Genomic DNA, 13615 nt, shown 5'->3' with positions numbered 1-13615 from the left:
CGGAGAGAATTAATCCTGAATATATTCAGCATCCCACTCGTTACCATCGTCTCCTTTGTGACCGTCAAGCTTAATAACAAAACTTTTAGTTGGGAAATAAGGTGTCAGACGAATATCCAGCCAGACTCTGTCTTTATTTACTTTATCCTGCTCAAATCGAACAATTTTGAATTTTTCAATTAATTTATCAGCTCCTTTGATGCCATCTAAGAACGTAACAATCTGCTTTCTCAAGTCATCTTCATTTTTGGCATTCCAGTTTTCAAAAGCTCTTCGGTTCAGGAAGTCTAATAAAACTTTGGTTACATAATCAAAGACACGGACTACTGAGTACGTTTGAAGACCAATATTATCACCAGTAAACAACGTTTTGGCAGAAAATGCCATTATTTTACCATATTCGTTGACCATCGGAACAAGACCCATTTTTTCTAATTGAGAGATCTCGCTTTTTTTCAGTTCAAATTTTACGGCATCTACTTCGTTGATATTACCGTGCTTTTTACCGGCAGCAACCTGAGACATTAAAGTTTTATGGATTTTTCCTGCCAATGAAGTGGACGGCGGAAGCTCTACGTTTTCTTCTTCACCTACTTCTTCAGCTTTTCCTCTTCCAATTAACCAGTTACACGTCATGATAACATTACTTCTGTGAAGTTCACCGCCTGTAAGATTTGCTGAATGGAATAAGTCTACTACGTCATCCGGTTTATCAAGATTGGCAAAATCGGTAACCATCATTACTTTGTTTTCGTTACAGATTTTCGCCCACTTTTCAATCACTTTGTTTGAGCCTAAATATCCGGGAATCGCAAGGATGGAATAGTTATCTCTCAAATCTAAACGGTCATAATACTGCTTAAATTCTTCTGCAACTGCGTCAATAAATAAAGGATTATCTAAATCTGAAACTTGCTCTAATGTTGCATTAACAATACTAACGTTGTCTACCTTATCTAATTCGGTATTTTTATAAAACTGAGCCACCGTTCTGTAAGAAGTTTCTAACTGACGAATGGCATCCAAACTGTTTTTCAGGTTTAATTTAAGATTTTGCTCTGCTTGTTGTGCTTTATTTTTACACGTTTCAGCCATTTTTTCTGCAGGCTCATTGGTGCTTAAAAGCTCAACCCAGAGATTGATTTTCTGAAGCAGTTCTTTTCTCTCCTCAGATTTATTGGCGTCGTTCAGGAAAATTTCTTTTCTTGCTTTTCTGGTGGGATTCATATTGGCGATTCCGTCTACGACAGATTCAATAAAGCCAAAGCCTCCGATTTTATTTAATTCTTCTACAGGATTTCCTTTTGGTTTGCCTGTCTGCTGCTGTTGATTATGCTGTTGGCTTTCTGCTGCCTGTAATTTGCTATCCATGATATTTTGTGTAGGTATTTAATTATTTTTCAAGTTCTTGTGCCACGTCCTTTAATGCTTCTATAAAAGCAGCTCTGGAGTGCTCATTTTCAAGCATATTACGCAGAATTTTATTGGTTTTCAACTGGCGTACAATTTTATTGTACTGCTCCTGCTCCATGCTGAGCTTCTGAAGATAGTCTGATTTCTGAACAAGATTTTTGGGCGTGAAGTCTGCAAGATTCTGAAAACGAAATTCTTCTTCTACTACATTCCCATCTTCTGTCTCATGCTGTACGGCGACAGAGGGTTGAAAATGCCTGAAAACATCGTCAACAGTTTTCAGTCCTGTTACGATTTCAGGAACATACGTTTCATCAGTTGTAAGCTGGCTTACGATGAGTGATTTGTTTTCCTGAATTTCCTGAATAGCTTCATTAGCGTCTACCTTAACTTCGTTTCCGCCAACACCATAATTAAACATTGCCATATTATTATTTTTTGAGATTGTTGATTTGGTTTGGATTAGCAAAATATTGACCAATCCATTGTTTAAATTTATAAAAAAACTGTAACATACAAAATTTTGTAAAGATTTTTCTTTAAATAAATCAATTTATCATTGATAATGAAATATGAAATCCTATTTTGCAATCACTAAGCTATGAAAATTAAATAAAAAAACGCACCAAAAGATGCGTTTTAGATATTAAGGATTTAATAATTTTTTACCAGATTTTAATTCTCTCTTCCGGAGCTTTATACAGCTTATCTCCGGGTTTGATATCAAAGGCTTTTATAAAGCTGTCCTGATTAACCAAAGGACCGAATGCTCTGAAATATCCCGGTGAATGCGGATCAGTTTTCACCTGATTCATCATGTACTGATCGGTAGATTTCGTTCTCCAGACTGTAGCCCAGCTTAAGAAAAATCTCTGATCCTGATTGAATCCGCTGATCAATCCCGGATTTCCTTTATCTTTTAAATACATTTGAAGTGCGTCATAAGCCACGGCTACTCCACCTAAATCACCGATATTTTCTCCGCTTGTGAATTTGCCGTTAACGAAACTTCCCTTTACCGGTTCGTAAGCATTGTACTGAGCTGCAAGCTGCGCCACTTTTGCGTCAAAATTCTTACGATCCTGCTCGGTCCACCAGTTATTCAGATTTCCGTCACCATCGAATCTTGAGCCGCTGTCATCAAAACCATGGGAAATCTCGTGACCGATTACAGCACCTATGCCGCCAAAATTAACAGCCGCATCCGCTTTAGGATTGTAAAAAGGTGGCTGAAGAATCGCGGCAGGAAAAACGATTTCGTTGTTTGAACCGCTGTAATAGGCATTAACTGTTTGAGGAGACATTCCCCACTCTGTTTTATCGACTGGTTTTCCTACTTTTTCAAGACTTTTTTCATACTGCCATGCAGAAACATTCTGTAAGTTTGAATATAAAGTCGCACCTTGAGCCGGAGCTTCTACTTTTAATTTAGAATAATCTTTCCACTGATCGGGATAGGCGATTTTGACTGTGAATTTGGAGAGTTTTTCCTGAGCCTTTACCTTGGTTTCCGGAGACATCCAATCCATTTCAGCGATGTGGTTTTTAAATGATTTTAAAATGTAATCGATGTAGATTTCCATTTGCTGTTTAGATTCCGGAGTGAAATATTCATCCACATACAATTTACCGAAAGCTTCGCCAAGAACTCCGTTTACCAAAGCTAAACCTCTCTTATCCATCGCTCGCTGTTCTTTTTGACCCTGAAGATATTTAGAATAAAAATCGAAGCGGATATTGTCTAAACTTTCACCCAGGTTGCTTGCGTTTCCATTGATGACATGATATTTAAGATAATCTTTCAATAATGGAATATTTTTCTGATTGATGATCTGATCCATATTCTGGTAATATTTCATCTCACCAACAATCACTTTATCAGTATTTACACCTGCCTCATTCAGATATTTTGCAAGATTTACATTTTTTACCAATCCAGGCAATTCAGACACGTTTTTAGGATTGTATCTTAAATTCGCATCTCTGTTTTGCTCTAGTGTCAATAAATAGCTGGCGAGCTGTTTTTCAAAATCAACAATATTTTTTGCTGCAGCATCAGAATTTTTGTATCCTAAAACGCCGAATAGCTGTGCTACGTATTTCTGATATTCCGCTAAAGTTTTGGTGTTGGCATCATTTACTTTCTGGTAATAATCTCTCCCTAAACCAAGATCAGGACCACCCAAATATACCGCATTCATCTTAGAATTTTTCAGGTCTGCACTTACTCTCCAGCCATAAAGGGAATTGTCACCCAATCTTGTTGCTTCTAAAAGATATTTCTGCAGATCGTTCACATTTTTGATGGCATCAATTTTTGCAAGATCTCCTTTAATAGGATTTAAACCGTCCGCATTTCTTTTGCTGACATCCATAAATGAGGCATACAGATTTTGTATTTTCTGACCTTCGGAACCTTCCCCATACTTCTCCGTTATAATTTTATTTAAAATACTTAAAGAAGCGTCATCTACATTCTCTCTCAGTGCATTGAAAGACCCCCAACTTGCTTTATCAGACGGGATCTGGGTGGTTTTCACCCAATTTCCGTTGACGTAATTAAAGAAATCATCCTGTAGACGAACCGTTTTGTCTATATAAGAAAGATTGATTCCTTCTTCTTTTACTTCCTGTTTCACAGGTTCTTCTGCTACCACTGCTGTTTCGGTTTTAGGAGCTTCCATAGTTTTTGTTGTTCCGCAAGAATTTAAAAATACAATACCTGAAAATGCAAGTACCGCAATATTTATCTTTTTCATTCTAATAAGTTTAAATTGTAATTCAGTTTGATCAAATATATGAATTTATGTTAAATAAGAATGATTGCTTTAGTTGTTAGTTGTTGGTTATTAGTTGTTAGTTGTTGATTTTAAATTATTTGTATTCATAAAAAAACCGCTCATTTCTGAACGGTTGTGATATTGATTACCAGATTTTAATTCTGTCTTCCGGTTTTTTGTATAATTTGTCACCAGGTTTTACATCAAATGCTTTGTAGAAAGCATCAACGTTGGTTAACGGTCCGAAACTTCTGAAGTAACCAGGAGAGTGCGGATCTGTTTTTACTTGGTTTACCATATATTTTTCGCTTGATAAAGTTCTCCAAACGGTTGCCCAGCTTAAGAAGAATCTCTGATCCTGAGTATAACCACTGATTACACCTGGATTTCCTTTATCTTTTAAATACATCTGCAAAGCATCATAAGCGATATTTACACCACCAAGGTCAGCAATATTTTCTCCGTTTGTAAAAGTTCCGTTGACGAAAGTTCCTTTAACCGGCTCATATTTGTCATATTGACCTGCCAAAGCCTTTGTTGCCTTTTCGAAGTTGGCTTTATCTTCCGGCGTCCACCAGTCAACCAAATTACCCTCCGCATCAAACTGTGCTCCAGAATCATCAAACCCATGGCTCATTTCGTGACCGATTACTGCGCCAATTCCTCCAAAATTCACTGCAGCATCAGCTTTAGGATTAAAGAAAGGCGGCTGAAGAATAGCAGCAGGGAAAACAATCTCGTTATTTACCGGATTATAATAAGCGTTTACAGTCTGTGGAGTCATTCCCCATTCAGATTTATCAACCGGTTGTCCGATTTTAGCTAAATCTTTATTGTATTGCCATTCTGAAAGGTTCTGAAGGTTTGAATATAAATTCCCTCCTTTTGCTTCAGAAACCACATTTAATTTTGAATAATCTTTCCATTTATCCGGATAAGCAACTTTCACAGTAAATTTATTCAGCTTTTCTGTTGCTTTTACCTTCGTTGTAGAAGACATCCAAGCTAAATTATTGATATGAACTGCAAAACTTTTCTTTAAATAATCGATCAACTCAACCATCTGAGCTTTAGCTTCAGCAGGGAAATATTTTTCAACGTACAATTTACCGAAAGCTTCACCCAAAGATCCGTTGATCAATTCATATCCTCTCTTGTTTAAAGCTCTCTGCTCTTGCTGACCTCTAAGATATTTTCCGTAGAAAGCGAATCTCATGTCTCCCAGTTTTTCACTTAAGTAAGAAGCACTTCCGTGAATCATGTGGAATTTCAAATAATCCTTAATTACAGGAAGATTCTGAGCGCTCACCAATTTGTCGAAATCTTTGTAGTATCCAATTTCTCCGATGATCACTTTATCAGTATTTACTCCTACTTTTTTAAGATAAGCAGGAATATCAACACCTTTTACCAATGTCTTAAGCTCAGCCATTGTTCTTGGGTTGTACTGAAGCGTATTATCACGGCTCTGCTCGTTGGTAAGATAAGTTTTCGCAATACTTTTCTCGTAATCTACGATACCTTTTGCAGCTGCATCAGCATTTTTATAGCCCAATTCTGTCAACATTGAAGCTACATATTTTTGATATTCAGCAAGAGCTTCTGTATTTTTTTCGTTTACCTTTTGGTAATAATCTCTTCCTAAACCTAAAGATGCATTGCCTAAGTAGACAGCATTCATCTTAGAATCTTTAAGATCTGCATCAATTCCCCATCCGTACAATGTATTTTCTCCGTCTTTCGTTACAGAAATAAAATAATTCTGAAGATCTGCAAGAGTCTTAATTGCATCAATTTTGTTGATGTTTGCCTGAATAGGTTTGATTCCGTCTGCATTTCTTTTCTCCATATTCATGTACGTTGCGTACAGATCCTGGATTTTTTTACCTTCACTTCCGTCTGCAAATTTGTCTTTCAGAAGAGAATTTAAAATCGTCATCGAACTGTTGTCTGTATCATCAGCCAGTTTGTTGAAGCTTCCCCAAGTTGGTTTATCAGAAGGAATTTTAGCAGTTTTCATCCAAGTTCCGCTCACATAATTGTAAAAATCATCTTGTGGACGAACTGATTTATCCATCAAGCTAAGATCCAGACCTTTATCTGTAGCTTGTGCGTTCACTGTTTGTGAACCTATCCCAGCTAATAAAGCCAAAGAAAGAGTTAATTTTTTCATTCTAATAATAATTTTATATAATATGTATATTTAATTTAAATTTTGTTACGAGAAAGTTAATTTATTTTATGAATCGGATTTTTCAAAAAAATAATAATTTATTTTTTTTATTTTCGAATTAAAATTCCTACCAAATCCTGAATGATTTTCTGAGAGACAAAATAAATAAAATCCTGTCTTTCCAGATGCGGGAGAAATAGTTTGAAAGTTTCAGATTCATTTTTGACTCTGATCGTATAATAAACCAGACCAACTTCTTTACCATCTTCTCCTTTTCCGGGGCCGGCAACTCCTGTAGTGGAAAGTGCAATATCCGTTTTAAATAAATTCTGACAGCCTTTAGCCATTTCACTTGAGACCTCTTCGCTCACAACTGTAAAGCGTTCTACTGAACTTTCGGAAACGTTCAAAAGGTCGATTTTTTTCTGAGTTTCGTACGCAACGACGCCTCCGAAAAAATATTTTGAACTCCCGGGAATTGCAGTTAACAGAAGCGATAACTGTCCGCCGGTACAGCTTTCTGCCATTGAAATCGTAAGCTTTTTTCGGCTTAGAATTTCGCCTAAAATCTTTTCAATTTTATCTTCTGAGGTAGCTATGATATTATCTCCGATGATCGGAATCAATTTTTGAATTTCTTCTTCTAACTGGCTTTGCAATACATTATCATCTGTTCCCGTTGCAGTCAACCTCAATTTCACTCTTGTTCCGACTGGAAGATATGAAAGGGCAAGGTTTTCAGGCAAAGACAACTCCCAGTTTTCAATTTGGTCTGCTAAAATGCTCTCTGGAATACCCACTACAGAAACAATTCTCGTTGTAATAAAATTCAGGTTAAATTTATCTTTTAAAAAAGGAACAATCTGATCTTTAATCAAAGGCTTTACTTCATAAGGCACACCGGGTAAACTAAAAGATAATTTCCCGTCCTGTTCCATCATCATACAAGGTGCAGTGCCGTAATGATTTTGAAAAACTTTGGATTTTGTAGGCACGAAAGCCTGCTCGCGGTTTCTTTCTAAGATTTCGATGCGGCCTCGTTTTTCCATGTATGATCTAAGATGTTTAAAAGTGACATCATCCAAAGCAATTTCGTCATCAAAAAACTCGGCTAAAGCTTTCTTGGTTTTATCATCTCTTGTTGGTCCTAAACCGCCTGTAGTAATAACCAAATTGCCCAATTCAAAGGCAGATTTCAATGTATTTTTGATAATTTCAATCTCGTCTGAAATGGTGAAAATCTGTACAACTTTTATTCCTATATTTTTGAGCTCCGTAGCAATGAAATTTGAATTGGTATCAACGGTATTTCCAGAAAGAATTTCGTCACCAATGGTGATAAGAACTGCGTTTTGCATACTTTTGATTTTTGAGAGAAAAAATTCATTACAAATGACGCTAAAATCTTTGTGGTAAGCAAAAGAAAATGATTTTTTATATCTTTGATTTGAACTGTCTGCAACTATAATAATGATTATGACTACTTATGATGATGCTTCATGGCACCATAGCGAAGATTTTCCCGAAGGGCTCCCCGAAAAGAACAGCGCAACACATACCGGAATGTTCCTGAATTGGTGTATCAACAATAGTTTATATTCCAATGAGCTTAATGAAGCCCACGAAAATAAAATTAAAAGTCTAAAAAAACGCGAAATAACCGGTGCAGATTTTGTCATCGAGGCCTTAGAAGGAAAGTTTTCCGAATATAATCTGAATGATATGGGAAATGCTTTTGCGAAGGATTATTATGTTGATGAAACAGATTTTGCAGATCAATTCAGTTCATTTGCTACGGATTATATCAATATTTTTGATTCTATGGCTGAAGAAAGTGATTTTGAATATGAGACCTTTTATCATATTGAAGACACTTATGAAAATTATGATGTGATGAAACAGATTATTGATCTCCGTTTTTTGGAGTGGAAAAAGTATAGGAATTTAAATAAAACATAAAGTTTGTCATTCTGAACGAAAAGAAATGGAGTGAAGAATCTATTTTTAATTGTAGAGATTCTTCCTTCGTCAGAATGACAAACTTAATATTAAATTATTTGAGATTGCTTCATTGCTTCGCTCCTCGCAATGATTAATTATGTTTTACCCAAATTAAATCATCCGTATTAAAACCCAATTTCTTAGCTTTTGCTAAAAATCTTTCTCTGATGCTGTTTGGAATTTCTTTATTTCTTGATAAAATCCAAATATATTTTGTGCTATGGCCGACAATCAAAGCGTGCTGATAGTCGTCATCAATATCGATTACATTGTAACCAGCCCAAATAGGTTTAAAAAATGAAACTTTCAATCTTGCTTCAGATTTATCATTGACGAATCTTGCCTCTCCTACTGACTCTTTCCATTCTTTTTTAATGTAATTGTAGCCTCTGTTCTGAACTTTGATTGTACCATCAGGATTGAGAGAATAATCGGCGGTAACATTATCCAGATTCTTCTCAAATTTATAGTCGAAACGAGCAATTTCGTACCATTTACCAAGATATTTTTCCGAATTAAAATTTTTGACGGCCGTTGCACCTTCTGTAATTCCCACCGAACAGGAACTGAATAACAACAATCCGATAATGCCCAAAGAAACCGGAATAGCTATTTTCTGAAAAGTTTTCATAGAATAAGGTTTTGTGTGAAAATTAGATTCAAAAATGATGCCCTGCTTGGCAATTTTCTATCTTCAGATTAAGAAAAAACTTTCAAAAACTGATCTTTAAAGCTTGAAGAAACTTCAATTTCGGTGTCATCAGACAGCGTTGCAGTACCGCTTTTATGGTAAGATTTTACAAAATTTGTGTTGATGATATGTGAACGGTGGACTCTTACAAAAGGATTTTCAAGCAGGTCATCAAAATGCTTTAAAAACCGACAAACCATCTTTTTTGAATGGTCTGTGAGATAAACCTGTGTAAAATTTCCATCCGCCTGAAGTCTCATGATATCTTCTGTTTTCACTACATCAAAACCCTGCAAAGTCGGGAGAATCAGCTGTTGTTTTTCGGGTTTTAATTTTAAATTTTCAAGAAGAATTTTATTCCGGTTGAGTTCTTCATTCTTCTCAATGCTTTCTGCCACCTTATTTACTGATAAAATAAGCTCCTGAATATCAATAGGTTTTAAAATATAATAACTTGCAGATTTATTCAAAGCCTGAAGAGAATATTGAGAAAATGCGGTAATAAAAATTGTTTCATAGGTATATTCACTGGTAGCTTCCAACACATCAAAAGCATTTCCGAAAGGCATTTCGACATCGAGAAAAACCAATTGTGGCTGCATTTCAGCAATCAAAGGAACAGCTTCTTTTATATTCTCAGCCTCACCCAAAATCTCGATTTGCGGACAGTATTTTGAAAGATAATTTCTGAGAACATCTCTTGCAATTTTTTCATCGTCTACGATGATGGATTTTATTTTCATCTTTTTAGTTTGAGATTACTATTGAAGACATTAAATAAGTCGTTATATTTCTAAATAATTTCATCAGTATCTTTCTTAAATCATCATCAAAATCTCGACCATCACTCCTTTTTCAGAATCTTTAACTGAGCAGGTAATACCTTTCTGATACAAGTCATTGAGGAGCCTGATTCGTTCTAAAGTATTTTTCATTCCGCGCCCCTCCCGGTTTTTTTGGTGGATGGTTTTCTGCTTTTTGCTTTCTTCAATTCCGATTCCGTTGTCTTCGATGCAGATTTTCAAATGTTGATTTTCTTTTTTAAAACTAAGCTTCAAAAATCCTTTTTCAGTTCTGTAACGCAGTCCGTGCCAAATTGCGTTTTCTAAGAACGGCTGAACCATCATTCCCGGAATCTGGAGATTTTGCCGGTTTAAATTTTCATCAACGATAATTTCATAATCAAATTTTTCAGCAAAACGTGTTTTTTCTAAAGCCAGATAATTCTGAAGCAAATCTAATTCCTGATGAAACGGAATAAAATCTTCGGCAGAATTTTCCATAACACCACGCATCAATTTTGAGAATTTGGTTAAATATTGATTCGCTTCCAGCTCATTATTAGTTGCGATAAACTGATTGACAGAATTTAAGCTATTAAAAATAAAATGCGGATTCATCTCACGACGCAGCGATTGTAAGGCTATTTTTTTATTTTTGATCTGAACTTTTTTTAGCATTCTGAAAATAAAAAAAACCAAACAAGACAATAATACTAAAACTGCGATCAGGCTGTAATTGAAAATATTTTTCTTCCGAATCAGCTCATCTTTCAGCTTTTTTTCCTGTTCTAGCTGTGAAATCCGCTGTTCGGTATCTTCAAGGATCTTATTGTCTACCAAACTCCGGTCTTTAGAAACCAAATCGGGCAGTCTTTTTAAAAAATCACGGTAAAGATTCACCGAAGCTGTTGTATTTTCAGAAATTGCATATAAACTGTCGAGTTTTTTTACACTTTTCTGGGCTTCTAATGTATGACCTTTATTTAAAGCAATATCGTAGGCGTTTTTTAATAAAACTATGGCTTCTTCAGGATCATTTTTTTTGATGTAAATCTCTGCAAGCTCCTGGATCTGCTCTACTTTTTTCTGAGAATTGTCTTTTACAAAATCTTCCTTTAGAACTTCTTTTTTAGCCTCAATGGCTTTGTCGAAATTTTTGTTTCCGACATAAAAATCAGTCAGTTTCTGATTGATTTCCAATGCCTGCTGAGGAGCATCTTTTTTAGAAATTTGATATGCACTGTTCAGGTTTTCCTCGGCTTTCGGAATATTTTTCTGCTCCATATTTACATCCGCCATTTGGCTATAGCTTGCTGCGAGATCTTCTTTGTTATTTTCTTTTTCGCTGATGTTGATATTATTCTGAATGGCTTCTGCTTTTTGAGCAACTGACGGCGATGAAAGCCTAGATACATCATTGGCGTTTAAAACTTTTTTTGATTTTGAATATCCAATATTCGATGCCACTTCGTAATTATTGAGTGCAGATCTCAGTTTATTTTGGTTTTCCTGAGATTGTGCCAGTTTTCTCGTTACCTTTTCGAGATTCTGTTTATCATTGAGCTTTTCGTAAATATTTTTTGATTTTATAAAATATTCTTCACTTTTCGGAAAGTTGCCGTTGTTGTAAAAAGTTTCACCGATATTGTAATAAGAGTCGGCTTCTGCAGATTCGTTTTTGCTGTCAACTGCTTTACTCAGTTTTTTAGTCTCTGCCTGAACTTCTTTTACAACATTCGTAGTCTGAGAATAGAGAATATTCCCAAAAACCAGAATAAAAAGAAGCGTAAAAACCCGGAGTGTTTTCATAAAACAAAGATATACATATATATAATTCGCCAACAACTTTTCACCAAGTGGAAAATGGATTTCACCAAGTTTACCCTTTCAGCCTTTGGTTATGAAGCTAAGTTTGTATCCTAATTTTAAACTTATTTATCATGAAAAATCTATCCTTTTTAATTCAATCTGTATTATTACTATGGAGTTGCAATGCTTTCTCCCAAACCAAATTAATCTCCTACAAAAGTCACAGCGGTGATATGAAATATTTTGAAAAAAGTATTTTAGAAGATCACTACAACACCAATTATTCTAATCTTGGAGTTGCACCGGAACGATTTGTAACCAATTCGAGATTAGACAGCGTCATTATCATCGATAACAAAAAAAGCGTAATGATCACTTCATTATTCTGCAAAAACAGAAGAAACGGAAATACAGAAAAATGGAAAGCCGGAAGAGATACCGTGTATAATCATGCTATTTTTTCGAGCAGGAATATAGATAGTGTAAAAGATATACTTAAGAAAGATTATAATTTTCAAAATGATATCGACAGTACCGTATTTCTAAAATATGATGCTAAAACTAAAAAATACAAACCATTACCGATTAAAAAAGCGATAAAAAATGCAGAAATAAAAAACGGCAGGCCTACTGAGGAAATGATGTCTTTATTGGTTTTAAGTATTGCTGTTTTTGCTTTTCTCTTTATCTATAAGAAACACCCCTAAAACTTAAAAGAGTGTGTAACACATCAATTCTTTTAGAAAAATCCAGCCTATTTTTTGGTGTGTTTTTTCTACAATTTATAGTTTTTTTTCCATTGACTTTTTTGAATGATTATCAATTGAAAATTACTCATTTCATTTTTGGAGATTTCACTCAACTTCTTTCAGAAAATTTTTTCAATAAGAAAAATATCAGAATAGATTATAGTTCCGATAGTATTTCAATGTTGATTTTGATAATTATTCTGCTGTTCAATTCTGCAGTTTTGAGTTTCATTATAAAGAAAAAACGAGCAGAGAAGTTTTTATTAATGATAGAATATGTATGTATAAATTATATCTCAGTTATTTTAATAAAATATGGAGTCGACAAAATTTTTCAAACTCAGTTTCCGACGCCTGAATCAAATATTTTATTTACCCGATTCGGAAATTTAGATCAAGATATCTTATTCTGGAGTATCATTGGAACTTCAAAAATATATAATTTGATTATCGGATCTATCGAATTTTTTACGGGCATTCTATTGCTATTCAAACGTTCTCTATTCCTAGTATTGTTATTATCAATCATCAGTTTTAGTCAAATTTTCATTATCAATATCGGGTTTGATATTTCTGTGAAATTTTTCTCTTTGATCTTACTTTTGATGAGCATTTTTTTGGTGAGAGAAACTGGATGGAAGCTTATTTTGATAATTATCCGTGTTCCTGGAAAAACTTATTTTGACCAAGCTACATTTCTTCCTTATAAAGCATTTTTAAAAATCTTAATTGTAGGAATTTTATTTATCAAATTAGGAATATCCTATTTCAATAAAGAAGATGAAAAAAATCCATTGAATTTAGTCGGAGCTTATCATGTATCTTCTCCCGAAAGTCCATATCAATATTTATTTTTTCATAAAGACCAATACCTGATTTTTATGGATAAATCTTCTGAGAAAATGAGTGCATTTCATTATGATATTTCTGTTGATAATCAAATAATTCTCAAAGATGATAACCACAATATGTCCAAACATAAACTATTGAAAAATCAGAAAGACAGCACGATTACATTTTATTTTAAAAACCAGAAAATCAACGCTAAAGCGGTCGATTTCAAAAAAATGAATGTGTCACAAGACAGATTCCATATTTTGACAGATTACTAGTTAATCTTAATACATATTTCATTCACCAAGTCAAGTCTACTATTTACCAAGTCTGCAAAATTACGTTTGAGATACAAAGTAATTTTACTGTAGAAATCAAAAAAA

General features: G+C 34.5%; 11 protein-coding genes. 3 read left to right on the top strand and 8 right to left on the bottom strand.

What is annotated here, in order from left to right; genetic code table 11:
- Positions 1-9: 9 nt before the first annotated feature.
- The 5 genes from K0U91_RS11020 to K0U91_RS11000 all read right to left on the bottom strand — a co-directional run bounded on the left by K0U91_RS11020 (position 10) and on the right by K0U91_RS11000 (position 7724).
- A complete protein-coding gene (locus K0U91_RS11020; protein ID WP_219971453.1) occupies positions 10-1371 on the bottom strand; it encodes a DUF5458 family protein in 1362 nt (453 codons plus the stop codon).
- A 22-nt stretch (positions 1372-1393) separates the two neighbouring features.
- Positions 1394-1840: a type VI secretion system contractile sheath small subunit gene (locus K0U91_RS11015; protein WP_219971451.1), complete on the bottom strand. Its 447-nt coding sequence runs from the start codon at positions 1838-1840 to the stop codon at positions 1394-1396.
- A 238-nt stretch (positions 1841-2078) separates the two neighbouring features.
- Entirely contained in the window at positions 2079-4172 is a 2094-nt protein-coding gene (locus tag K0U91_RS11010) for a M13 family metallopeptidase (RefSeq protein ID WP_220179666.1), read from the bottom strand.
- 166 nt (positions 4173-4338) lie between these two features.
- Positions 4339-6366, bottom strand: a complete 2028-nt coding sequence (locus tag K0U91_RS11005) for a M13 family metallopeptidase (protein ID WP_220179665.1) — start codon at positions 6364-6366, stop codon at positions 4339-4341.
- 107 nt (positions 6367-6473) lie between these two features.
- The gene (locus tag K0U91_RS11000; protein ID WP_220179664.1) at positions 6474-7724 is read right to left on the bottom strand and encodes a CinA family nicotinamide mononucleotide deamidase-related protein; all 1251 of its coding nucleotides are present in this window, start codon (positions 7722-7724) and stop codon (positions 6474-6476) included.
- A gap of 118 nt (positions 7725-7842) precedes the next feature.
- Here K0U91_RS11000 and K0U91_RS10995 point away from each other — a divergent pair, with 118 nt between their 5' ends.
- A complete protein-coding gene (locus K0U91_RS10995; protein ID WP_220179663.1) occupies positions 7843-8325 on the top strand; it encodes a DUF7832 domain-containing protein in 483 nt (160 codons plus the stop codon).
- A 133-nt stretch (positions 8326-8458) separates the two neighbouring features.
- Here the strand turns inward: K0U91_RS10995 and K0U91_RS10990 are convergent, their stop codons facing one another.
- The 3 genes from K0U91_RS10990 to K0U91_RS10980 form a co-directional block, all read right to left on the bottom strand.
- Complete coding sequence (locus tag K0U91_RS10990; protein ID WP_220179662.1) at positions 8459-8998, bottom strand: lipocalin family protein; 540 nt, start codon at positions 8996-8998, stop codon at positions 8459-8461.
- A gap of 68 nt (positions 8999-9066) precedes the next feature.
- Positions 9067-9801 (bottom strand): LytR/AlgR family response regulator transcription factor, encoded by a 735-nt coding sequence (locus tag K0U91_RS10985; RefSeq protein ID WP_220179661.1) that lies wholly within the window; start codon positions 9799-9801, stop codon positions 9067-9069.
- Positions 9802-9876: 75 nt separating this feature from the next.
- Positions 9877-11649: a histidine kinase gene (locus K0U91_RS10980; RefSeq protein ID WP_220179660.1), complete on the bottom strand. Its 1773-nt coding sequence runs from the start codon at positions 11647-11649 to the stop codon at positions 9877-9879.
- 131 nt (positions 11650-11780) lie between these two features.
- Here K0U91_RS10980 and K0U91_RS10975 point away from each other — a divergent pair, with 131 nt between their 5' ends.
- Both K0U91_RS10975 and K0U91_RS10970 read left to right on the top strand, forming a co-directional pair.
- Positions 11781-12356 (top strand): hypothetical protein, encoded by a 576-nt coding sequence (locus tag K0U91_RS10975; RefSeq protein ID WP_220179659.1) that lies wholly within the window; start codon positions 11781-11783, stop codon positions 12354-12356.
- Between the two features lie 308 nt (positions 12357-12664).
- Complete coding sequence (locus K0U91_RS10970; RefSeq protein ID WP_220179658.1) at positions 12665-13510, top strand: hypothetical protein; 846 nt, start codon at positions 12665-12667, stop codon at positions 13508-13510.
- The last annotated feature ends 105 nt before the right edge of the window (positions 13511-13615 follow it).

The sequence above is a fragment of the Chryseobacterium sp. LJ668 genome (assembly GCF_019613955.1).
Lineage (GTDB): Bacteria > Bacteroidota > Bacteroidia > Flavobacteriales > Weeksellaceae > Chryseobacterium.
This window is presented reverse-complemented; position numbering and strand designations above follow the sequence as displayed.